The sequence below is a fragment of the Hymenobacter sp. UV11 genome, from assembly GCF_004684095.1.
Taxonomy (GTDB): Bacteria; Bacteroidota; Bacteroidia; order Cytophagales; family Hymenobacteraceae; genus Hymenobacter.
This window is the reverse complement of the sequence record NZ_SRII01000002.1, coordinates 290624-312906: the sequence shown is the minus strand read 5'-3', so window position 1 is coordinate 312906 and position 22283 is coordinate 290624. Positions and strand designations below refer to the sequence as shown.

Here is a 22283-nt window from a genome sequence, read left to right as displayed (position 1 = left end):
ATTGGCAATCAATTTATTGATTATGACTAAGAAGAATAATGAAGTCCCGAAAAGAAAAAAGTTGGGTTGGCGCGGTGTGGGGCAAGCCCGCACCTTTGGCGTGGCCTGGCGGGCAGCCCCCGCGCCGCCCGCCAGGCTACATTCGCCCTCTCTGAGTCTATGAAATAAGTTTACCTATTAGGCTCTGCACTGGCCCCTACCCCCGGTGCGGGGCCCTGGCCCCGGCTGCCCCGCCCCGCGCGGGACCAAACGCCAAACGCCCGCCGTTTCCAGAGTGGAAACGGCGGGCGTTCAAGTTGTTGCGAAGCAGGATAACCTATTCCTCTATAGCTTCCAGCTCGGCGCTGGCACGTTCGGCGCCGGCGGGGGCATACACTTTGAGAGCGGCTTTGAGGTCCTTGCGGGCAATGTGAATGCGGTTTTTCACGGTGCCAATCGGGATTTGCAGCTTCTCGGCAATTTCGAGGTACTTGTAGCCGATGTAGTACATCATGAAGGGCGTGCGGTAGTCGGTGCCCAGGCTGGCAATGGCCTCGTTGATGTCGCGCACCACAAAATCGGTGGTGGCGCCGTTGTGCGTGATGTAGTTCTCATCGGTGTTGAAGTACTGGAAGTACTCCGTCGAGTCGATGTTGGAACTACGCTTGGTAATCTTGTTATAATTGTTAATGAAGGTGTTGCGCATGATGGTGTACAACCATGCCTTCAAGTTCGTACCCGCTTTAAATTTATCCTTATTGAGCAGGGCTTTCAACAACGTTTCCTGCACCAGGTCCTTCGCATCATCCGCATCGCGGGTAAGGTTCATGGCCACCGGGCGGAGCGAGGAGGATATTTTCTGCACTTGGGAAGTGAATTCCAGAGAAGTCATATTGTAGAAGGGTTCGTAGCAGAATCTTAAACAAAGATAATCCACAAGCGGGAAACTACAGTACCAAGCCAGCTATTTTTTCAGCTATTTCAGATACGTACATTAGTTGGCCGGGCGGGCGCCCCTACTTACGCAAACGCGCCTCTCAGAGACGCGTTTTCTATGTTATTTTTCTGCTACTTCCTCCTCAACGCGCTGATTTACATACGGAATCAAATCGCGAAATTCATGCAGACAGGCCAGTGGCAGGCAGCCTTCGGGCAGCCCTTCAGTTTGCACGGCCAGCGTTCCAAACAGCATAACGGTGGCCTCGGGGCACTGCGCACGCAGCTCGGTGGCATAGCTTTTCACCTGGCTGCGGGCCGGGGTAGTGGTGAGTACCGTGGCCAGCACGGTAGGCCGGAAAGTGCGGGCCGCGGCCACTACATCGACCAGCGGCAGGTTGGGCCCCAGGTACAGCACCTGGCAGCCACGCGCCCGCAGGGCGTAGTTCATAAAGAGCAGGGCCAGCTCGTGCCACTCGCCCTCAGGCAGGAAGAGCAGCCAGCGCGGCGCCTCGGCCTGCGCCAACGGAATGAGGGGTAGGGCGTCGGCCGAGGCCATCAGCTCCTGGCGCAGCAGCTGGGCCACGAGGCGCTCCTGGGCCACGCTGAGCGAGCCAGCCTTCCACGACACACTCAGGCGCTGGAGCAGGGGGTAGCCCAGGCGAAGGAGCGTGTCTTCGGTGCCGAGCTCGCCAATGGCCTCGTCGAAGTGGCGGTGCAGGGCGGGCTCGTCGAGGTCGAGGGCCGCCGTGAGCAGGGCGTTGAGGCGCGGGCCGTCGGTGGGCTGCACTTCGTTGCACAAAGCCAGGGCGGCGGCCTGGCGCTCCTCCTCGCTCATGCGCACCACCTGCGAAATGCGCTGGCCACGGGCGCACAGCGTGGCTACGTTGAGCAAGCGCCGCAAGTCCGCTTCCCCGTAGGTGCGAATGTTGGTTGCGGTCCGGTTGGGTTTCAGCAGGTTGTAGCGCTGCTCCCAAATGCGAATGGTATGGGCCTTCACACCGGAGAGCTGCTCCAAATCGCTGATAGAATAATGCGCCACTAGTTTGTTTTTTTGGAAGGATAGGTAAAATTCCCGCCCCGACCAGGGGCCAGCGGCGGGAAGCATCTAATAGAATAAGTTATAACCTGCTCTGTATCTGCACCACGTTTGCTAGGGTATTAATTCAAAAACCCTTCAAATAGTTTGCCAGCTGCCTTTAAATGGCGCTCAACCAACTTTTTTGGCGGCCTGCTGGCGAGCCAGCCGCAGGTAGCGGGGCGACACCCACAGCAGGCCAAACTCCTGCGAGTGGTCGCGGCCCTGCGTCTTGTGGTGCATCTTGTGGGCCATGTTGAGGGCGCGCAGGTACACGTTGTCGGTCTTTTTCCAGAAGGGCAGGCGGCCGTGAATGAGGCCGTCATGCACAAAAAAGTACACCGTGCCGTAAGCGGCAATCCCTACCCCCACCCAAAACCACCACCGCTGCCCATTGGCCCCAGTGAGGAACAGCACCGTCGAAATGGCGCCGTAAATCACAAAAAACCAGTCGTTTCGCTCAAACGGGCGCGGGCTGGGCCGCACGTGGTGCGAGCGGTGCAGCACCCACAGCGGCCCGTGCTGCACGTACTTGTGCATGAACCACGCCCAAAACTCCATGAAGGCAAACGTGGCGAGGGTGATGGAAATGGCGATAACAAGATTCATAGCAAAAAGGCATCTGTTATTGCGAGCAACGCGAAGTAATCGCACCTGAACGACGACCGAACGACTGACGCGCGTATCGTTTCGGTGCGATTGCTTCGCGTTGCTCGCAATGACAGTTAGTTACCAATCCAGCTTTTCTTTGTTCAGAAATGCGGCAATGCCGCGGCGGCAGTCGTCGGAGGCGCGGGCGGCGGCGTTGCGCTCGGCGGCATAGCGCAGGCCATCTTCAAGGGCCAGCTCGGGCAGGCGGGCCAGGATTTCCTTGGTGATTTCGATGCTGTGGCCCGAGTTTTCGCGGGCCAGGCGCAGGGCGTAGGTGCGCACGGTGTCGGCCAGCTGGTCTTTCTCGGCGATGAAGGTAATGAGGCCGTATTCCAAGGCTTGCTGGGCCGTAATCACGTCGCCGCTCAGCAGCAGCTGCTTGGTACGGGCCTCACCGATGCGGCGCAGTAGAAACACGCTCACCACGGCGGGCAGGAAGCCGATTTTGACTTCGGTGTAGCCAAACTTGGCCTCGGGTACGGCAAAAGTGATATCGCAGAGCGCGGCCAGGCCGCAGCCGCCGGCCAGCGCGTGGCCCTGCACCTGCCCGATTACCAGCTTTTTAAGCGTATAAATCTGGTGAAACAGCTGCATCAAGTGCGTGCTGTCGGCCAGGTTTTCCTGGTATGTATTGTCTTGCAGCTCTTGCAGATACTTGAGGTCGGCGCCGGCGCAGAACACCTCGCCGGTAGCACGCAGAATAATAACTTTAACCTTATCGTCGGCCTCAGCCTGCTCAAAGGCCTGCTTTAGTTCCGTTACCACATTGGCACTAAGCGCGTTGCGTTTAGCAGGGCGATTGAGCGTGATGTAAGCCAGGCGGTCTTGCACTTCGTATTGCAGAAAGCGTAGCGTGTCGAGTTCGGGAGAGAGGTCAGTCATAATAATTTAATTACGATAAAAAGAGCGGTACGGGTTGAACGCCACAAGTTAGCGTACTATTCTATAGACTCGCTGAAGAGGGGTAGGAAGTTGCTTTGACTGGAATTAAAAATCAAGAATGACAAATTAAAAATTGCTCTACTGGGATTTTTAATTTGTCATTCTTGATTTTTAATTCTCCGTGGGCAGCTCATAGGTAAACGCGCCCTGCTCGTTCACATCCCAGGTGCGAAAGCCGGCGGCGCGCAGGGCCGCGGCTTGCCGGGCCACGTACCAGCGCTTACAAGAGGAATCGAACACGACCCGCGCCCCGCCGCCGAAATGCGCGGCCAGCGCATCGGGGTACAGGTGCGGGTTGCGGCGCAGCACTACCACATCGGCTGCCAAAAGGGGGGTAGGGCCGGCCAAGCGGCGCAGGCTACCGCTTACGAAGGCCACGCGCAGGCCGCGCCACCGGGCCAGCACCAGCGGCGCGGGCGGGTAGCGAAAGGTGCGTTCGAGGCTGTCGGGCGGGGCCACTTGGCGGGCGGGCACGCGGGCGCCGCGCCAGCCCACGCAGTAGCGCGGCTTGCGCACGCGGCGCAGTATCAGGCTGGGCCGCAGGCGGTAGGTACGCTCGGTTTCAGAGAGGGGCAGCGAGTCGGCGGTGACGAACTCGGGCGCCGCGCCCTGCCAGAAGCCCACCACCGAGCGGCGCGGAATGCTGTACACCACGAACTCGCGCACCGGGGCCACGGCCCGCGCCTCGGCCACCCGGCTGCCGGCGTAGAGCGCCAGCAGCGCCACGCACCAGCCCGCCCAGGCCAGCCTTTTGGAGGCCACAAACACGCAAAACGCGCCGATGAGCAGAAAGACGAGCAGCGTCTGGCCGTGGCTGAGGTGCACGCTGCCCACCACGGCGCCCGGTAGCAGCCTACCAATCAGGAAGATATACTCATTAAACAGCCAGATGAGGCCCTGAAACACGTAGCCCACCGCCCGCGGCAGCCAGTCGAGGACGGCGTTGGCGGCGGGGGGTAGCAGAAAAGCTGGCAGCGCCACCAGGCCCTTAACCAGTAGCAGCCCTACCCCCACGTACACGGCCAGGCTCGAAATGGGCACCGCGATGAGGTTGGACAGCAGGAAGTTGAATGGGAACTGGTGGAAATAATACAGCCCCAGCGGAAACGTGGCCACCTGCGCGGCGATGGACAAGGCCGTGAGCTGCCAGCCGGCATCGGCCAGCCAGGCGGCGGCGCGCCAGCTTCTTTGCACGGCCGGCGCCTGCCAGCCGCGCACGCGGTCGAGGAAAAAGTTGCGGGCGTCGAGCCAGCGCACGATGCGCGGCTGCAGGTACACGATGCTCAGCACCGCCAGAAACGAGAGCTGAAAGCCCACGTCGCAGAGCAGGTAGGGATTCCGGAGCAGCAGGCAAAAGGCCGCCGCGCTCAGGGTGTTAATCAGGCTACTTTGACGCTCCCAGGCCTGGCCAACCAGCACAAAGGTGAACATGACCGTGGCCCGCAACACCGACGCCGAGAGGCCCGTCAGGAAGGCGTAGCTCCAGATGAGGGCCAGCCCCAGCCCGGCCGTGAGCAGCCGGCGCCGCACCGGGCTACCCCCCAGCGGCACCCGCACCAGCAGCCACTGCAGGGCCGCGTACAGCAGCCCCACCTGCAAGCCGCTCACAGCCATAATGTGCGTAGTGCCGGTGTTGGCGTAGGCCTGCTTGGTTTCCTGGTCGATATCGTCCTTGAAGCCCAGCACCAGCGCCGTGCCCAGCGCGTACTCGCGCAGGCTGGGCACGTAGCGGCGCAGCACGCCATCGAGCACGGCGGCGGCGCGCTGGCTGATGGCCACGGGCAGGCTCAGCGGCGCGTAGCCCAGCACTTTATATTGGCTTTGGTGCACAAACTGGGAGTGGTACACCTGGTGCGTTTGCAGGTACCGGCGGTAGTCAAACTCGCCTGGGTTGGCGGGGCCTTTGCTCAGCTCGGGGGTGCCCTGCACCAGCCACACCTCGCCGTAGCGCGGGGCGGGTACCGACTCGGCGGTTTCGTGGCGGGGCAGGCTGATGCGGATGCCGCCGCTGGCCCGCTGCCAGCGCCCGGCCACCCGCACGGCCTGCACCCGCACGGTGGTGGCGAAGGTGCTGGCCCGCACCACGGGTGGCTCGTCTACGGTGGCGCGGTAAAACTCGATGCGCGGTGCCAAGCGGCCGAGGTGGTCGGGCCAGCGGCTTTCGGTCACGGCCTGGCTGCGGGCAAAGCCCAGGGCGGCCACCGCCAGCAGCCCCACAATGCCCACGGCATCGGTGGCGGCCGGGGCGGGCTGGCGGCGGCTCGCGGCCCAGCCCAGCAGGTAGAGCACCACCAGCCCCGCCGCCCACGGCGCGGCGCTACCCCCCCATTCCTGGCCCAGGTAGAGGTAGCCCGCCACGCCGCCAATAAACGCCAGCGCCACGCGCAAAAAGGGAACCGAAGACCAGGAAAGCATAGAGTTGAATAGGCAAATTTTGCGGCATATTACACCGAAAAGTAGGAGTTGCCGGCGCCGCCCCCTACCCCGGCCTTGCAAAGCAGGACGCCGGGCGCGCAGTGTGCGCAGCCGGAGCCCGCCGCACCCTAAAAACGGGCCAAAAACCCGGCCGCTTTGCTCACCAGCTGCCCCCCTCCCCCAGCGGCAACGTGGCTAGCCCGCCAGCAGTGAGCGGGACGCTTCAGTCAGATGCCTTACCTCATCAATTAGCATACAACTTGCTTATTATTAAGTTTTTATTCATTATTTAGGACGAAATAACCCCCTTTTCGACTGGCTTGCTGCCGGGTTTGCACCCCCTTTTAGCTTGATACGCACCCTACGGCAGCCGGTGGCGGCCGGTACTTTTACCCCACTTTCCGAATGGTCCTGATGCGGCTATTTGAGGCCGGGCATACCTGTCGGCTTTTCGTGCTGATTTTACTTTTCCCACCCAGGCAGGCTTTGGTCTGCCGACTATTTTCTTGCTGATGCAGGCTAAATCAATACTCCTTTGTGGAGCTCTGCTGCCGTTGGTAGCAGCGGCTGCACCCGTGGCCCCGGAGGCTGGCCCTACGGCCCAGCCTACCGCCGCCCGGCGGCCGGCCGTGGCCGACACGCCCATCACCGGCACGGTGCTCGACGAAAAAGGCGTGGGCCTGCCCGGCGTGACCATCGTGCTGAAAGGCACTACCATTGGCTCGACTACCGACGGTGACGGCCGCTTCACGCTGCGCATTCCGGAGGGCACGCCCAGCCCCACGCTGGTTATTTCCTCGGTCGGCTACAACCGCCAGGAGGTGCCTGTGAGCGGGCAAACGACCTTCTCCGTGAGGCTAACCGTGAGCGCCCAGGCCCTCGATGAGGCGGTGGTCATCGGCTACGGCTCGCAGGAAAAGCGCACCGTGACCAACGCCGTGACCACGGTGCAAGGCTCGGAGCTGGCCAAGCTGACGGTAAGCGACGTGGGCTCGGCGCTACAGGGTAAGGCGGCCGGCGTGACGGTAGTCAGTGCCGGCTCGGAGCCGGGCAGCCAGCCCCAGATTCTCATCCGCGGCATCTCGACAATCAACGGCAACAGCCCGCTCTACGTGGTGGACGGCCTGCCGGTGAACGACATCAACTACCTCAACCCGAAGGATATCGCTACCCTCACGGTGCTGAAGGATGCGGCTTCGGCTGCCATCTACGGCTCACGGGCGGCCAATGGCGTGGTGCTGATTACGACCAAGGCGGGCTCAGTGAGCGCCCCGGTTATTACGGTGGATGCTACTTACGGTGTGTCGAGCCCCACGCGGCTGCCCAACATGGCCTCGGCCAGCGAGTATGCCCGCATTATGAACCTGGCGGCCGCCAACTCAGGCAACGCCGCGGTGTACACCAACCCCGACCAGTACACCCAAACCACCAACTGGTGGGACCAGATTGCCCAGCGCGGCATCACCCAAAACTACTCGCTCGGCTTGTCGGGGGGTAGCGACAAGGTGGTGTACTCCACTGGCCTGAGCTACTACAAGGAGCGCGGCCTGGTGCGCGGCACCGACTTCGACCGCCTCTCGCTGCGCGTGAAGACGCAGTACCAGGCCGCCAAGCACCTCAAGGTGGGCCAGGATTTGAACCTGTCGATGACCAACCAGAGCTACCTCAACAGCGGCAGCCTGTTTCGGGATACGTACAACGACGACCCCATTACGCCGGCGCGGGTGGCGGGCACTTCGGGCAACCCCTACGACTACTTCGGGGCTTCGCCCACCGACATCGGCAACCCACTGGCCGTGGTGGAGCGCAACGACGACAAGCGCAACCAGTACTTTTTGGTGGGAAATATCTACGCCAACTACGAGCTTATTCCGGGCCTGATTGCCGAAACGCGCTTTGGTACGAACACCAATTTTTACGAGCGCAACGCGTTTTCGCCCTTCTACACCATTGATGCCAACGAGCGCAACCAGGTGAACTCAGTGACGCGTGAGCACAACCTGAACATCTACTGGAATAACACTAACACGCTGACTTACAGCAAAACACTGGGCGACCACAACTTTACGGCTCTGGCCGCGGCCACGTTCGAAAAGTTTAATTACCGCAACGAGTCGGCCTCGGGCCAGGCCATTCCGAGCAACGCCTTCAGCCTGCGCTACCTCGACGCGGCCACGGCCAACTACAGCGCTTACGGCAACACCAACACCAACACCATTGCCTCGCTCATCGGGCGCGTGACCTACGACTACAAGGGCCGCTACCTGCTCTCGGCCAGCGTGCGCCGCGACGGGGCCTCCGTGTTTCCGAGCAACAACCGCTTCGGCACGTTCCCGTCGCTGTCGGTGGGCTGGCTGGTGACCGACGAGGACTTCATGAAGTCGTTTGAGGCCATGAACTTCCTGAAAGTGCGCGCCAGCTGGGGCCGCGTGGGCAACCAGAACATCAGCAGCCTCACCAACGCCGCCTACACCGGCACCTTCGCCAAGACCTACTACGTGACCGGCGACGACCGCACGGCGCAGGTGGCGGTGATTCAGAGCAATGTGCCTAACCCCGACGTGAAGTGGGAAACGGTAGAAGACTACGACCTGGGCGCCGACTTTGGCTTTTTTGGCAATAAGCTGACGGCCACCTTCGACGTGTTTCGGCGCAACACCACCGACATGCTTATGTTCCAGGCCATTCCGGGCCACGCCGGCTACGGCTACAACAGCCCGGTGACCAACATCGGCAGCATGAAAACCAATGGCCTCGACTTCACGGTGGGCTACGCCCAAAACGCCGGAGCTTTCACCTACGGCCTGAGCGTGAACGCGACCCGCGCCATCAGCAAAATCGACAAGCTGGCCAACGGCCAGGCCCTGTACTCGGGCAACACGCCCATCTTCGGGCGGCCTTCCAAGACGGAAGAGGGCGGCAACGTGGGCGCCTTCTACGGCTACCAGACCAACGGCATTTTCCAAACGGCCGACGAAGTAGCCAACTATAAGTCTGCTAGCGGCACGGTCATTCAGCCCAACGCGGTGGCCGGCGACTTCAAGTTTGCCGACCTCAACGGCGACGGCGTAATTAATGCCGACGACCAGAAGTATATCGGCAACCCTACCCCCGCCATGACCTTCGGCGTGAACCTGAACCTGGGCTACCGCGGCTTCGACCTGCAAGCCTCGCTGGTGGGCAGCCTCGGCAACGACGTGGTGAACGCCAACAAGGGCTGGTGGTATTCGGGCAGCTACAACTACAACAAAATTGCGGGCCTCGAAAACCTGGCCTGGCACGGCGCCGGCACCTCCAACACGGTGCCCCGCATCACGGCCAACGACAACAACCAGAATCTGACCCGCTTCTCCAACTTCTACGTGGAGGACGGCTCTTATGCCCGCCTGCGCAACCTGCAGCTGGGCTACACCTTCGGCAAGGGCATTTCGAGCGCTATGCACATGGCCAGCCTGCGCCTCTACGTGAGCGGTCAGAACCTGTTCACCTTCACCAAGTACAGCGGCCTGGACCCCGAAATCGGCTACGGCCGCTCGTACACCGACGCCTCTTCGGCCCTGAACCGGGGGGTAGACCTGGGCAACTACCCTACCAGCCGCACCTACCTGGTGGGCGCCAACATCGCGTTCTAACTCGTTCCCACCCGCTAGTATCATGAAGAATTCTAACCGCATTTTTACCCTGGCGCTGGGCCTGAGCCTGAGCCTCAGCGTGCAGTCGTGCAATCAATTCCTGGACGTGTCGCCCCAGGGCCAGCAAACCACCGACAACTACTACACCACCGCCGACGAGTGCAAGGCGGCCGTGATGGGCTGCTACGCCCTCTCGGACCAAGACGACTGGTGGAAAATCGACCGCAGCCGGATGTTTGGCGACGCCGGCTCGGACGATGCCTGGAAGGGCAACGCCATTGCCGGCGACCAGCGCGAGTTCGGCGACTTCGCCCGCTTTTTCTGGCTGCCCAATAACGAGTGGTTTGATAACCGCTATACGTTTCTCTACCAAGCAATTGGCAACTGCAACGCCGGCCTCGTGGGCATCGACAAGGCGCCCATCGACGCCGCGCTGAAACAGCAGCTGCTGGGCGAGCTTAAATTTATCCGGGCCTACAACTACTTTGAGCTGGTGAAGGGCTACGGCGGCGTGCCACTGGTACTCACGCCGGTGTCGCCGGCCGAGTCGATGGCCATTGGCCGCGCCTCAACGGCCGATTGCTACGCGCAGATTATCAAAGATTTGCAGGATGCCGCCGCCGCCCTGCCCGAGAAGGCCGCCCGCCTCAGTATCGACAAAGGCCGCGCCACCAAGGGCGCCGCCAACGCCTACCTGGCCAAGGCTTACCTCTACACCGAGCAGTGGGCCCCGGCCCAGCAGGCGGCCGAGCTGGTTATCAACTCGGCGCAGTACAGCCTGGGCGATTTTGATAAGGTGTGGAGCGTGAGCAACCCCAACGGCGTGGAGTCGATTTTTGAGCTCAACTACAACGCCAACCAGACCTTTAACCTCGGCACCTACCTCACGGTGGTAATGCGCAGCCGCGCCGATGGCGGCTGGGGCTTCAACACGCCCAGCAGCAACCTGGAGCAGGCCTTCGGCAACGACCCACGCCGCCAGTGGACTATCATCAAGCAGGGTGACAACGTGGGGCCCAAAACGGCCAACTTCGACTACTCGAAATACGACACCAAGCTTTCGGAAAATGAGTCGGGCCGCATCAGCCGCAAGATGTTCCTACCCCTGGCCGACCGCCCCGCCAACGAGGGCAACCACTCGCCCCTCAACCGCCTCGAGCTGCGCTACGCCGACCTGCTGCTAATGCACGCTGAAGCCTCGAACAAGCTGGGCCAGGATGCCAAAGCCCTCACCTCGCTGAACCTGGTGCGCGCCCGCGCCAACCGTCTGAGCCCAGGCACGGTGCTGCCCCGCACCTCGACCGGCGCGCAGCTGCTCAGCGACATCTGGCTGGAGCGCCGCCTCGAGCTGGCCATGGAAGGCCACCGCTACTACGACCTGGTGCGCCAAAAGCGCCTGGTGGCCGTGATGCAGGCCTTCAACGCCGCCCAGGCCACCAGCACCGACCCCTACGACAAAGGCAAGACCAAGCCCCTGGTATCGGCCACCAACAATCTGTTTCCGATTCCGACCACCCAGATTCAGCTCTCGGGCGGCACGGTGGTGCAAAACCCTGGCTACTAGGCGGGCCTTTTTTTTGATTGAGTTGCCCCAGGCTTAGGAGCGGAGCTGGTACGGTTCGCCGTGTCGGCTCCGCTTTTTTCAGGGCCTCTCAACTTACTTCTCACCAAGCTTTTACTTCGCTTACGCATGCCCTACCCCCTCAAAATCAGCCTACTTTCGGTGGGCGGCTGGGCGGTTGCCCTGAGCCTCGGCGCTACCCTGCCAGCGCGGGCGCAGCAGTACCAGCAATCGGCCACCGGCCTCACGGTGCACACCGACTCGCTCACGGTGAGCGTGCAGTTCTACACCCCCGACATTGTGCGGGTGCTGAAATACCCCAAGGGCACCGCCGGCCAGCACGAAAGCCTGGTGGTGGTGCAGGCCCCTACCCCCGGCAAGCTGCGCTACCAGGCGCGGGGCGGCGTGGTGCAGGTGGCCAGCCCCACCACCCAGGTGCGGGTGAACCAGCAAACGGGCCTCGTGAGCTTCTTCACGGCGCAGGGGCAGCCGCTGGCCGGCGAGCAGCCCGGCAGCCTGCGCTTCCGGCCCAAAACCGACCTGGGCGCGGCCACTTACCGCGTGCGGCAGGCTTTTCGGCTGGCGCCGGGCGAGGCCATCTACGGCCTGGGGCAGCACCAGGACGGCCACCTCAACTACCGCGGCAAGCAAGTGACACTTAAGCAGCGCAACATGGACATTGCGGTGCCGGTGCTGCACTCGGGCCGGGGTTACGGGGTGTTTTGGGACAACTACTCGACCACGCAGTTTGCCGACACCGACCAGGGCGCGGCCTTCGACTCGGAGGTGGGCGACTGCGTGGACTACTACTTGCTCAATGGCCAGGGCACGGCCGATGGCGTGGTGGCGCGCTACCGCCAGCTCACGGGCCAGGCGCCGCTGTTTCCGCGCTGGACGCTGGGCTTTTGGCAAAGCAAGGAGCGCTACCGGAGCCAGGACGAAACGGTGGGAGTAGTGGAAAAATACCGCAGCCTGGGCGTGCCCCTCGACGGCATTGTGCAGGACTGGCAGTACTGGGGCGAGAACAACGACCTCTGGAACTCGACCGAGTTTGGCAACCCGCGCTTCCCCGCCCCCGCGGGCATGGTGCGCCGGGTGCACGCGCTGCACGCCCACCAGATTATTTCGGTGTGGCCCTCGTTTGGGCAAAAGACCAAGATTTTCCGCGAGCTGCAGCGCGACAGCCTGCTCTTCGACTTCATTACCTGGCCCCGCACGCCGCACGTGCGGGTGTACGATGCCTTCGCGCCCCAGGCCCGCGACATCTACTGGAACTACCTGAATAAGAATATCTTCAGCCTGGGTATGGATGGCTGGTGGATGGACGCCACCGAGCCCGACCAGATTCAGCCCTTCGACACCGACGACGACAACCGCACGCCGCTGGGCAGCCTGCGGCGGGTGCGCAACGCCTTTCCGCTCGTGACCACGCAGGGCGTGTACCAGCACCAGCGGGCCACCACCGCCGACAAGCGCGTGTTTATCCTCACCCGCTCGGCCTTTGCCGGGCAGCAGCGCAACGCCACCATGCTGTGGTCGGGCGATGTGGACTCGCGCTGGGACGTGCTGGCCAAGCAAATTCCGGCCGCGCTCAGCCTGAGCCTGGCCGGCCTACCCTACTGGAACAGCGACATCGGCGGCTTTTTCCCGTCGGGCCAGTACCCCAAGGGTGTGCAGGACCCGGCTTTTCAGGAGCTGTTTGTGCGCTGGCAGCAGTTTGCGGCCTTCACGCCCATGATGCGCGCCCACGGCGAGTTCACGCCCCGCGAGATTTATCAGTTTGGCCAAAAAGGCACCTGGGCCTACGATGCGCTGGAAAAATTCATTCACTTGCGCTACCGCCTGCAGCCCTACCTCTACTCGAATACCTGGGGCGTGACCAGCCACGCCGGCACGCTGATGCGCGCCCTACCCATGGATTTTCCGCGCGACCCCAAGGTGACGGACCTGGGCTCGGAGTACATGTTTGGGCCGGCGCTGCTGGTGCGACCCGTCACGGAGTCGCAGTACGTGACGCGGCCCGACAAGAACGTGCCCGGCACCCCCGATTTTGCGCAGGTCAAAACCCAGCCGGTGTACCTGCCGGCCGGGGCTAAGTGGGTTGATTTCTGGACCGGCGAGCCCCAGGCGGGCGGCCAGACCGTGCAGCGCGCTACGCCCATCGACGTGCTGCCGCTCTACGTGCGGGCCGGCGCGGTGCTGCCGCTGGGGCCCCGGCAGCAGTACACCGGCGAAAAGACCGACGCCCCACTGGAGTTGCGCGTGTACCCCGGCGCCGACGGCGAGTTTACGCTCTACGAGGACGAAAACGACAACTATAATTACGAGCACGGCGCCTACGCCACCATCCGGCTGCGCTGGCGCGACAAGACCCGCACCCTTACGCTGGACAAGCGCGCCGGCACCTACCCCGGCATGCCGGCCAGTCGCACCTTTCGGGTGGTGCTGGTCGATGTGCAGCACGGCACCGGCCTGGGAGACGAAAACGCTCCCGCCCGCGAGGTAACCTACGCCGGCCAGCAAGTAACCGTGAAGCTGTAGAAGCGGCAGGCTCTTTTAACTACCCCACCTAGCGCAGTTTTCAGCTCGGGGTGCAGCTTAGCTGGGGCGGGCTGCCGGCTTTTCGCCGGCTGTCCGCTCGTCGCCAGAACAAGCGGTGCGAACGACAACCAAGCGGTGCGAACGACGAGCGGACAGCCGGCAGCCCGCCCCGTGCACTGAGTTGAAAGCCGTGCTAAAATTATCATTTGCCGACAGGCTTTACCCTTTTCGCAACCTGCACGTTATGCGCTCTTTGTCTTTGCTCTTGAAACGGGGGGTAGGCGCGGCCGGCCCCGGCCTGCTGGCCGCCGCGCTGCTGCTGGCGGGCCCGGCCCGCAGCCAATCGGTCCCTACCCCCCTCACGGTGCGCATCGACGCCGGCCAGACGTATCAGACCATCGCCAACTTCGCGGCGTCTGATGCCTGGGCCGGCCAGTTTGTGGGCCAGTGGCCGGCGGCCAAAAAGGAAGCCATTGCCGACTTGCTGTTTAGCCAGGGGGTAGGGCCCGGCGGGCAGCCGCTGGGCATCGGGCTGAGTATGTGGCGCGTGAACCTGGGGGCGGGCAGCGCCGAGCAGGGCGCGGCCAGCGGCATCAAGGACGAGTGGCGGCGGGCTGAGTCGTTTCTGACCCCGGCCGGCACCTACGACTGGAACCGCCTGGCCGGCCAGCGCTGGTTTATGGCGGCGGCCAGGCAGCGGGGCGTGAAGCAGTTTCTGGCGTTTCTGAACAGCCCGCCGGTATCGCTCACGCGCAACGGCCAGGCCTACGCCACCGCCAAGCAGCCCAACCTGGCGCCCGATAAGTTTGGGGCCCTGGGCGAGTACTGCGCCCGCATTATCGAGGGCGTGCGCCAGAAAACGGGCATCACCTTCGACTACCTCAGCCCCGTGAACGAGCCGCAGTGGGACTGGAGCGACGGCGGCCAGGAGGGCACGCCTTTCCAGAATGAAGACGTGGCCGGCATCAGCAAAGCCGTGAGCACCAGCTTGGTGAAAGCCCGGCTCACTACCCGCCTGCTGGTGGCCGAAGCCGGCAAGCTCGACTACCTCTTAACTAACGCCGACAAGCCGGGGCGGGGCGACCAGATAGGGGCGTTTTTTGGCGATAAGACCGCGCCGACTTACCTGGGCGGCACGGCGCGGGTGGCGCCCATCATTGCGGGGCACAGCTACTTTACCACCTCGCCCTACCCCCATGCGGTGGCCACGCGCCGGCAGCTGGCGGCTGGGGTGGCGGCGGTGCCGGGCCTCAGCTTCTGGCAAAGCGAATACTGCATTTTGGGCGATAACGCGGGCGAAATCAACGGTGGGCCGCGCGACCTGGGTATGGCGCCGGCCCTGTATTTGGCCCGCACCATTCACGCCGACTTGGCCGTGGCTAATGCCGCCGCTTGGCAGTGGTGGCTGGCCATCTCGCCCTACAACTACAAGGACGGCCTGGTGTACGTGGATAAAAACCAGACCGATGGCAATTTCTACCCCAGCAAAATGCTGTGGGCGCTGGGCAACTACAGCCGCTTTGTGCGCCCCGGCGCCGTGCGGCTGGCGGCCCGCCTCGACGCCGCCGAGGCCGTCGGCCAGCCCCTGGCTTCGGCCTACCGCAGCGCCGACGGCCGGCAACTGATAACGGTGATTGTTAACGACTCGGACACCGCGCCAGCGCTGCGCCTGGCGCTGAGCGGCGGCCAGTTGGGTGCCGGCCAGCCCTACGTAACGTCGGCCGCCAGCGACCTGGCGCCCGGTGCGCCGGTGCCGGCCGGCGGCGTGCTGCACGTGGCCCCGCGCTCGGTTACGACGCTGGTGAGCGCGCTGCGCTAGCCGGCGGGGTCTGCTCGCGGAGCCCGTTTTTTATTTCCTACCCCTCCTTTTCCCACCCATGACCTTTTCCAGGAAATTACTCCCAACCAGCCTGCTGGCCGGGGCGCTGCTCGGCGGCGGGCAGCTGCCCATGGCGGCGGCCCAGCAGCCGGTGCCAGCCCGGCGCCAGCACGTGCCGCTGGATTCTATCCGGCTCAGCGACCCGTTTATTCTGGCTGATGCGCGCACGCATACCTACTACATGACCGGCACCGGCGGGCTGCTGTGGCAGAGCCGCGACCTGAACTATTGGGACGGCCCTACCCCGGTGGCTCAGCCCGACCCGGCCTCCTGGATGGGCCCCAAGCCCAGCATCTGGGCCGCCGAAATCCATGCTTACCGCGGCAAGTATTACTACTTCGCCACCTTCACCAACCACGCCCTCACCGCCGACACCGTGCAGGGCCACCCGCTGGAGCGCCGCGCCACCCACGTGCTGATGAGCAACCAGCCCACGGGCCCCTACCGCCCCTTCGGCGATGCCACCTACCTGCCGGCCAACAAGCTGACGCTCGACGGCACGTTTTGGGTCGATAAGGACGGGCAACCCTACCTGGTGTACTGCCACGAGTGGCTGCAAAATCAGAACGGTACGGTGGAACGCATCGCCCTGAAGCCCGACCTGCGCGGCACGCAGGGCCCCGCGCAGGTGCTGTTTCGGGCCAGCGACTCGCCCTGGAGCCGCGAAAACCCGCGCACCGGCCCGCCGCGCCCCAACAAAGTGACCGACGGCCCCTGGGTGTTTCACACTCAAACCGGGCGGCTCGGTATGCTCTGGACCAGCTGGGTCTACGACGTGTACACCCAGGGCGTGGCCTACTCGGCCAGTGGCACGCTGGCCGGCCCCTGGCGCCAGGAGCCTACCCCCATCACACCGCCCAACTACGGCCACGGCATGCTCTTCCGCACCTTCGAGGGCAAAGACCTGCTAGTGCTGCACAGCCACCTGGATATCAAGGGTAACTACCACCGCGTGCCGCACCTGTTCGAGGCCGACTTGTCAGGCGACAAGCTGGTGATTGGCCAGCCTTACCGTCCCTAATTTCTACCCCTACCCCCCTTTCCACCGATGACCTTCTCCTTTTACTTGCTGCGCCGCGCCCTCCTGCTCGCCCTGGCCGGGCTGCTGGCCTACCCCCCCGCCCAGGCCCAACGCCAGCAGCAGCTGTTTAATGACAACTGGAAATTTCACCGCGGCGACGCGCCCGGCGCCGAGCGCCCGGCGGCCGACGACCGTGCCTGGCGGGCCGTGACGCTGCCCCACGACTGGAGCATTGAGGGGCCCTTCAGTGAGCAGTGGGCCAGCGCCACGGCCTACCTCCCAGGCGGCGTGGGCTGGTATCGCAAGTCGTTTGGGCTGCCCGCGGGCTACCAGGGCAAGAATGTGTTCGTGTATTTTGATGGGGTCTATAAAAACAGCGAGGTGTGGCTGAACGGGCACTTTTTGGGCAAGCGGCCCAGCGGCTTCGCCTCGTTTCAGTATGAATTGACGCCGTACTTGAAGGCCAGCGGCCCCAACGTGCTGGCCGTGAAAGTAGACCACAGCGAGGTGGCCGACTCGCGCTGGTACACCGGCTCGGGCATCTACCGCAACGTGTATTTGCTGGCCACCGCGCCGGTGCACATCAGCCAATGGGGGGTAGGGTTTACTACCCCCCAGGTGTCGGCCAGCGCCGCCACCGGCCAGGTAACGGTAGACCTGACCAATGCCGCGGCCACGGCGGCGGCCGTCACCGTCACGGGCACGCTGCTGGATGCCAAGGGCCAGGCCGTGGCCACGGCCAAGCAAGTGGTGCAGGTAAAGCCCAACGCCAGCGGTGCGGCGCGCCTCACGCTGCTCCTCAAGAACCCCGCGCTGTGGTCGGCTGAGCACCCCAACCTGTACAAGCTGCGGGTGAGCCTGGCCGTGGCGGGCCGGCCCACCGACGAACTGACCGAGGAAGTGGGCGTACGTACCCTGCGCTTCGACGCCAACCAGGGTTTCTTCCTGAACGGGCAGCCCACCAAGCTGCGGGGCGTGTGCATTCACGACGATGCGGGGGCCCTGGGCGTGGCCGTGCCGCCCGAAGTATGGGAGCGCCGCCTCAAAGCGCTAAAAGCCGTGGGCTGCAACTCGCTGCGCATGAGCCACAACCCGCACGCCGACTACCTCTACCGCCTCTGCGACCGACTGGGCTTCTTGGTGATGGACGAGGCGTTTGACGAGTGGGAGCGCGGCAAAAACAAGTGGGTGGCCGGCTGGAACGTGGGCACCCCCAGCCAAAATGGCTCGCACGAGTACTTCAAGGAATGGGGCGAGCGCGACCTGCGCGACATGGTGCGGCGCAACCGCAACCGGCCCAGCATCATTATGTGGAGCATCGGCAACGAAATCGACTACCCCAACGACCCCTACTCGCACGAGGTGCTCAACACCGGCCGCAACCCCCAGATTTACGGCAAAGGCTACCTGCCCGACCACCCGCCGGCCGCCGAGATGGGGCCCCTGGCCCGCCGCCTGGTGGCCGTGGCCAAGCAGGCTGATAATTCGCGGCCCATCACGGCGGCGCTGGCCGGCGTGGTGATGTCGAACTTCACCGACTACCCCGCCGCCCTCGATGTAGTGGGCTATAACTACCAGGAATTCCGCTACCCCGAGGACCACAAAACCTACCCGCAACGCATCATCTACGGCAGCGAAAACGGCATGGCCCCTAGCGCCTGGGCCGCCGTGGACTCCAATGCCTACGTATCGGCGCAGTACCTGTGGACGGGCATCGACTACCTGGGCGAGGCCGGCCGGTGGCCCCAGCGCAGCAACGGCGCGGGCCTGCTCGACCTGGCCGGCTTCCCCAAGCCCGAGTATTATTTCCGCCAAAGCCTGTGGACCAGCGCGACCATGCTCTCGCTGGCGACCACCGAGGTGCCGGCCGCCGGCGCCCGCGCCGGCCGCATTCCGCGCAGCGCCCCCACCTGGAACTGGCCCGCCGCCAGCCAAGTGCGCGTGCTGGCTCTCACTAATAACGACGCCACCGAGCTGTTTCTCAACGGCCAGTCGTTGGGCCGCAAAACCGGCCGCCTGCCCACCTGGGACGTGCCCTACGCCGCCGGCGAGCTGCGCGCCACCGGCTACCGCAACGGCCAGGCCGTGAGCGAAACCATGCTCAAAACCGCCGATGCCCCCGCGGCCTTGCGCGCTCTACCCGACCGCCCTACCCTCGCCGCCAAGGCCAACGGCCTGGCCCAGATAGAGGTGCGCGTGGAAGACAAAAACGGCGTTTTAGTGGCCGATGCCGCGCCCGAGGTAACTGTGACGCTGAGCGGCCCCGCCCGGCTGCTGGGCATTGAGAGCGGCGACCACGCCAGCCACGAGGCACCCACCGCGCCGCAGCACCGCGCCCACCAGGGCCGGCTGCTGGTGTACGTGCAGGCCACCGGGCCGGGGCCCATCCGGGTGGCGCTAGCCGCGCCGGGGCTAGCCGGCCAGGTGGTGGAGCTGCGAGCCGAATAGCCTTCCCTACCCCCCCAGCACCATCTTGTAGTGCTGGATGTCGCATTCTTCAAACATCGCCCCTTCTTTGTGGAAGCCGGTGCGCTCGTAGAGCGGGATGGCGCGCAGCTGGGCGTGCAGGTACACCTGAGCGGCATCGGGGGCTTCGGCGCGCACGTCGGCCAGCACCCGGTGCACGAGTGCATCGCCCACGCCCTGGTTGCGGAAGGCAGGCAGCACGGCGAAGCGCTCCAGCTTTACGCCGTTTTCGGTGGGGCGCCAGCGGGCGGCGCCGGCGGGCTGACCCTCCACGCGGGCCAGGTAGTGGCGGGTGGTAGCGGCGCGGTCGTGGGCATCGTACTCGGCATCGGCGGGCACGTTTTGCTCGCCCACGAATACTTTTTCGCGAATAGTGAACGCCGCGTCGAGGTCGCGTAGGTCGGTGATTTTTTCAACAGTAGTCATGGCCGGAGGGCAGAACAGCAGAAGTGAGGGCACAAATATCCGGCGCGCTGCCTGCCCAGCCATTCCTGAGGGGGGTAGGGCGCCGGCCCCGCTGCGCCCGAGCTTATCGTTATTTTGCAGTAAGCCTGGGCTCTGACTTGCTAGGCGCCACACTACTATGGCGTAGCTTTGCCACTCATTTAGTATTTATTAATTTCTTTTCAATCAATTAGTTATGTTTAATTTTTTACTCACGCCCCTGGCTCGCTTGCGTGCGGTCAGCATTCTGGAAGGCGCGTCGCTATTGGTGCTGCTGGGGATTGCCATGCCCCTGAAATACCTGGCGCACGAGCCGGCGGCGGTGCGCGTGGTGGGCATGGTGCACGGCGTGCTTTTCGTGGCCTACGTGCTACTGCTGATTCAAAACGCCTTTGCGCAGCGCTGGTCCATCGGCAAGGCCGGACTGGGACTGCTGCTGTCGGTGGTGCCGTTCGGGGCGTTTTGGGCCGAGCGGCGGCTGTTTCAGCCCGATGCGCGCGGCGGCGCGGCGCAGCCAGCGTAGGGCCCTACCCCCCTTTTTCGCAAAAAAAATCCCCGGCCGCTGGGTCGGGGATTTTTGCGTTTTACAGTGCCTGCTCGTGGTTCACGGGCAGTTCGGCATCGTCGAGCTCCACGGGGGGTAGGCGGCTGTTGCTGCGGTCGTTGCCCTCGCGGCGGCGCTGCTTGTACTCGATTTCGCGGCGCTGCTCAGCCACGTCGTGCTTGTCGTAGGCCAGTACAATGTCTTTTACCAGGCGGTGGCGCACCACATCGTCGGCGGTCATTTCGACGTAGCCGATACCGGGGATATCCTTCAGAATATCAAGCGCCTGCATCAGGCCCGACTTCTGGCGGGTGGGCAGGTCAATCTGGCTGCGGTCGCCGTTCACCATCACCTTGGCGCTGGGGCCCATGCGGGTCAGGAACATCTTAATCTGGCTCGGCGTGGTGTTCTGGGCCTCGTCGAGCAGCACGAAGGCGTTGTTGAGCGTGCGGCCGCGCATGTAGGCCAGCGGGGCAATTTCGATAATCTTGTTTTCCTGGTAAAATTTCAGCTTTTCGGCCGGAATCATGTCCTCCAGGGCGTCATAAATCGGGCGCAGGTAGGGGTCTACCTTCTCCTTCATGTCGCCGGGCAGGAAGCCCAGGCTTTCGCCGGCCTCCACCACGGGGCGCGAGATGATGATTTTCTTAACTTCCTTATTCTTAAGCGCTCGCACAGCCAGCGCCACCGAGATATAGGTTTTGCCGGTGCCGGCGGGGCCGAGCGTGAAGGTGAGGTCGTGCTTCATCACGGCATCCACCAGCTTCTGCTGGTTGGGCGTTTTGGCCTTGATGACGCCGCCCTTGGCCCCGAACAGGATAACGTCGGGCGAGGCGGCCAGCACCCGGCCCTCGGCCTCCTCGGAGGTGGCGGAGAGGTACTGGTTCACGTCGCGGTCGGTAATAGCGCCGTACTGGTGGTAGTGCTCCAGCAAGGAGCTGAGGATGTCGTTGACCCGCGAGATGACTTCGGTGGGGCCCTGAATCTTGATTTCGTTGCCCCGGGAGATGATTTTACTGCCCGGAAAAGCAGCCGAAATACGACGAATATTTTGATTATCGGCCCCCAGGAAGTCAACCAGGGACACATTTTCGAGGGTGATGACTTTTTCGACCAAACTGGAAAAGCGGAGGAGAGGGAGAGAAAAAAGACCGGTAAGCGTAGTGACCGGCCGCAGTGCGCAGCCAGTTGGCATTAAGTGTGCAACAAGCCAACGGGCAAAATACTCCCGGCCGACTACCGAAAACCGGGCTACTTTTGCAGCCGCGCCGACCGGCCGGCTTGTTACTCAACAATACTACGAAGAACCTGGCAACTGCGGGCATGGGGGTACTGACACTGCTTACGGATTTTGGCTATCGCGACCACTACGTGGCCGCGCTCAAGGCCCGTTTGCTGCACCTGGCCCCTACCCTGCCGGTAATGGACATTACCCACGGCGTGGAGCCCTACAACATTGCGCACGCCGTGCACGTGCTGCGGGCCGTGTTTCGGGACTTCCCGCCGGGCACCACCCACCTCATCACGGTGAGCGACTACGGGGCCAGCGCCGCCGGCGCGGTGGCCACGCCCGCCTGGCACGCCGCCGAGCACGAGGGCCACTACTTCGTGGCCGCCGACAATGGCTTGCTACCCCTGCTCTGCGACGGCGTGCCCGCCCAGCTGGTGCGGCTGAGTGCGGTGGCCCCGGCCCTCCCCCCCCTGCCGGGCGCCGGCTCGCTCAACCCCACGCGCGATGTGCTGGCGCCCGCCGCCGTGCGCCTGGCCCAGGGCCAGCCCTTGAGCGGCCTAGGCCCCGCCGCCACCGACCCCTACGTGCTCACCAACCGCCAGGTGCGCCTGCAAGACAACCGCGTGACGGGCCACGTGGTGCACGTGGACCACTTTGGCAACCTGATTACCAACATCTCGCGCGAGGCTGTGGAGGTGGTGGGCCGGGGCCGGCCAGCGGCCGTGCACTTTGGCCGCGAGGTGGTGCGCGAGCTGCGCCCGCACTTCGCCGCCGCCCCGCCCGGCGAAATCGTGTGCACCTTCAACCCCCAGGGTTGCCTATGCGTGGCCATCAACCAGGGCCACGCCAGCGAGCTGCTGGGCCTGTACTTCGACTCGCAGGTCGATGTGCGCTTCGCGAGCGAGTGAGGGGGTAGGGCGGCCGTGCTGAACAAAAAGCCCCGGCTGCAAGAGCAGTCGGGGC

General features: G+C 63.8%; 15 protein-coding genes. 8 read left to right on the top strand and 7 right to left on the bottom strand.

The genetic code is table 11. The annotated features are described in order from the left end of the window. Window positions 1–316 precede the first annotated feature (316 nt). The 5 genes from E4631_RS03885 to E4631_RS03865 form a co-directional block, all read right to left on the bottom strand. Entirely contained in the window at window positions 317–871 is a 555-nt protein-coding gene (locus E4631_RS03885; RefSeq protein ID WP_133659949.1) for an RNA polymerase sigma factor, read from the bottom strand. Between the two features lie 165 nt (window positions 872–1036). Continuing rightward, complete coding sequence (locus E4631_RS03880) at window positions 1037–2023, bottom strand: MerR family transcriptional regulator (RefSeq protein WP_133659950.1); 987 nt, start codon at window positions 2021–2023, stop codon at window positions 1037–1039. A gap of 102 nt (window positions 2024–2125) precedes the next feature. Beyond that, window positions 2126–2602, bottom strand: coding sequence for a sterol desaturase family protein (locus E4631_RS03875; RefSeq protein WP_133659951.1), 477 nt, complete (start codon window positions 2600–2602; stop codon window positions 2126–2128). A 120-nt stretch (window positions 2603–2722) separates the two neighbouring features. Beyond that, the gene (locus tag E4631_RS03870) at window positions 2723–3526 is read right to left on the bottom strand and encodes an enoyl-CoA hydratase/isomerase family protein (RefSeq protein ID WP_133659952.1); all 804 of its coding nucleotides are present in this window, start codon (window positions 3524–3526) and stop codon (window positions 2723–2725) included. A gap of 171 nt (window positions 3527–3697) precedes the next feature. Further along, on the bottom strand, window positions 3698–6001 hold the full coding sequence (locus E4631_RS03865) for a ComEC/Rec2 family competence protein (protein ID WP_133659953.1): 2304 nt from the start codon (window positions 5999–6001) through the stop codon (window positions 3698–3700). Window positions 6002–6513: 512 nt separating this feature from the next. Between E4631_RS03865 and E4631_RS03860 the strand changes: the two genes are divergently transcribed. The 6 genes from E4631_RS03860 (at window position 6514) to E4631_RS03835 (ending at window position 19083) form a co-directional block, all read left to right on the top strand. Next, on the top strand, window positions 6514–9633 hold the full coding sequence (locus E4631_RS03860; protein WP_133659954.1) for a TonB-dependent receptor: 3120 nt from the start codon (window positions 6514–6516) through the stop codon (window positions 9631–9633). Window positions 9634–9655: 22 nt separating this feature from the next. After that, a complete protein-coding gene (locus E4631_RS03855; protein WP_133659955.1) occupies window positions 9656–11197 on the top strand; it encodes a RagB/SusD family nutrient uptake outer membrane protein in 1542 nt (513 codons plus the stop codon). A gap of 126 nt (window positions 11198–11323) precedes the next feature. After that, the gene (locus E4631_RS03850; protein WP_133659956.1) at window positions 11324–13735 is read left to right on the top strand and encodes a TIM-barrel domain-containing protein; all 2412 of its coding nucleotides are present in this window, start codon (window positions 11324–11326) and stop codon (window positions 13733–13735) included. A 244-nt stretch (window positions 13736–13979) separates the two neighbouring features. Next, window positions 13980–15554 (top strand): glycoside hydrolase, encoded by a 1575-nt coding sequence (locus E4631_RS03845; protein WP_133659957.1) that lies wholly within the window; start codon window positions 13980–13982, stop codon window positions 15552–15554. A gap of 58 nt (window positions 15555–15612) precedes the next feature. Beyond that, window positions 15613–16635 carry a glycoside hydrolase family 43 protein gene (locus E4631_RS03840; protein WP_205704200.1) on the top strand — a complete coding sequence of 341 codons (1023 nt, stop codon included), beginning with the start codon at window positions 15613–15615 and terminating at the stop codon, window positions 16633–16635. A 27-nt stretch (window positions 16636–16662) separates the two neighbouring features. Continuing rightward, complete coding sequence (locus E4631_RS03835) at window positions 16663–19083, top strand: sugar-binding domain-containing protein (RefSeq protein ID WP_133659958.1); 2421 nt, start codon at window positions 16663–16665, stop codon at window positions 19081–19083. 6 nt (window positions 19084–19089) lie between these two features. On the opposite strand, the gene E4631_RS03830 is transcribed toward E4631_RS03835, so the two are convergent. Then, window positions 19090–19527 (bottom strand): GNAT family N-acetyltransferase, encoded by a 438-nt coding sequence (locus tag E4631_RS03830; RefSeq protein ID WP_133659959.1) that lies wholly within the window; start codon window positions 19525–19527, stop codon window positions 19090–19092. A gap of 214 nt (window positions 19528–19741) precedes the next feature. On the opposite strand from E4631_RS03830, the gene E4631_RS03825 reads away from it, so the two are divergent. Further along, complete coding sequence (locus E4631_RS03825; protein WP_133659960.1) at window positions 19742–20068, top strand: DUF3817 domain-containing protein; 327 nt, start codon at window positions 19742–19744, stop codon at window positions 20066–20068. Window positions 20069–20129: 61 nt separating this feature from the next. Here E4631_RS03825 and E4631_RS03820 read toward each other — a convergent pair whose 3' ends face one another. Further along, window positions 20130–21206 (bottom strand): PhoH family protein, encoded by a 1077-nt coding sequence (locus E4631_RS03820; RefSeq protein ID WP_133659961.1) that lies wholly within the window; start codon window positions 21204–21206, stop codon window positions 20130–20132. A gap of 140 nt (window positions 21207–21346) precedes the next feature. Here E4631_RS03820 and E4631_RS03815 point away from each other — a divergent pair, with 140 nt between their 5' ends. Beyond that, entirely contained in the window at window positions 21347–22228 is an 882-nt protein-coding gene (locus E4631_RS03815; protein ID WP_240734656.1) for an S-adenosyl-l-methionine hydroxide adenosyltransferase family protein, read from the top strand. Window positions 22229–22283: the final 55 nt, after the last annotated feature.

What these genes read in the sequence shown, in the direction of transcription:
- E4631_RS03855 (WP_133659955.1), top strand. Translation starts at nt 9,656, where the DNA reads ATGAAGAATTCTAACCGCATTTTTACCCTGGCGCTGGGCCTGAGCCTG.
- E4631_RS03875 (WP_133659951.1), bottom strand. Translation starts at nt 2,602, where the DNA reads ATGAATCTTGTTATCGCCATTTCCATCACCCTCGCCACGTTTGCCTTC.
- E4631_RS03850 (WP_133659956.1), top strand. Translation starts at nt 11,324, where the DNA reads ATGCCCTACCCCCTCAAAATCAGCCTACTTTCGGTGGGCGGCTGGGCG.
- E4631_RS03830 (WP_133659959.1), bottom strand. Translation starts at nt 19,527, where the DNA reads ATGACTACTGTTGAAAAAATCACCGACCTACGCGACCTCGACGCGGCG.
- E4631_RS03870 (WP_133659952.1), bottom strand. Translation starts at nt 3,526, where the DNA reads ATGACTGACCTCTCTCCCGAACTCGACACGCTACGCTTTCTGCAATAC.
- E4631_RS03825 (WP_133659960.1), top strand. Translation starts at nt 19,742, where the DNA reads ATGTTTAATTTTTTACTCACGCCCCTGGCTCGCTTGCGTGCGGTCAGC.
- E4631_RS03880 (WP_133659950.1), bottom strand. Translation starts at nt 2,023, where the DNA reads ATGCTTCCCGCCGCTGGCCCCTGGTCGGGGCGGGAATTTTACCTATCC.
- E4631_RS03860 (WP_133659954.1), top strand. Translation starts at nt 6,514, where the DNA reads ATGCAGGCTAAATCAATACTCCTTTGTGGAGCTCTGCTGCCGTTGGTA.
- E4631_RS03885 (WP_133659949.1), bottom strand. Translation starts at nt 871, where the DNA reads ATGACTTCTCTGGAATTCACTTCCCAAGTGCAGAAAATATCCTCCTCG.
- E4631_RS03845 (WP_133659957.1), top strand. Translation starts at nt 13,980, where the DNA reads ATGCGCTCTTTGTCTTTGCTCTTGAAACGGGGGGTAGGCGCGGCCGGC.
- E4631_RS03865 (WP_133659953.1), bottom strand. Translation starts at nt 6,001, where the DNA reads ATGCTTTCCTGGTCTTCGGTTCCCTTTTTGCGCGTGGCGCTGGCGTTT.
- E4631_RS03840 (WP_205704200.1), top strand. Translation starts at nt 15,613, where the DNA reads ATGACCTTTTCCAGGAAATTACTCCCAACCAGCCTGCTGGCCGGGGCG.
- E4631_RS03835 (WP_133659958.1), top strand. Translation starts at nt 16,663, where the DNA reads ATGACCTTCTCCTTTTACTTGCTGCGCCGCGCCCTCCTGCTCGCCCTG.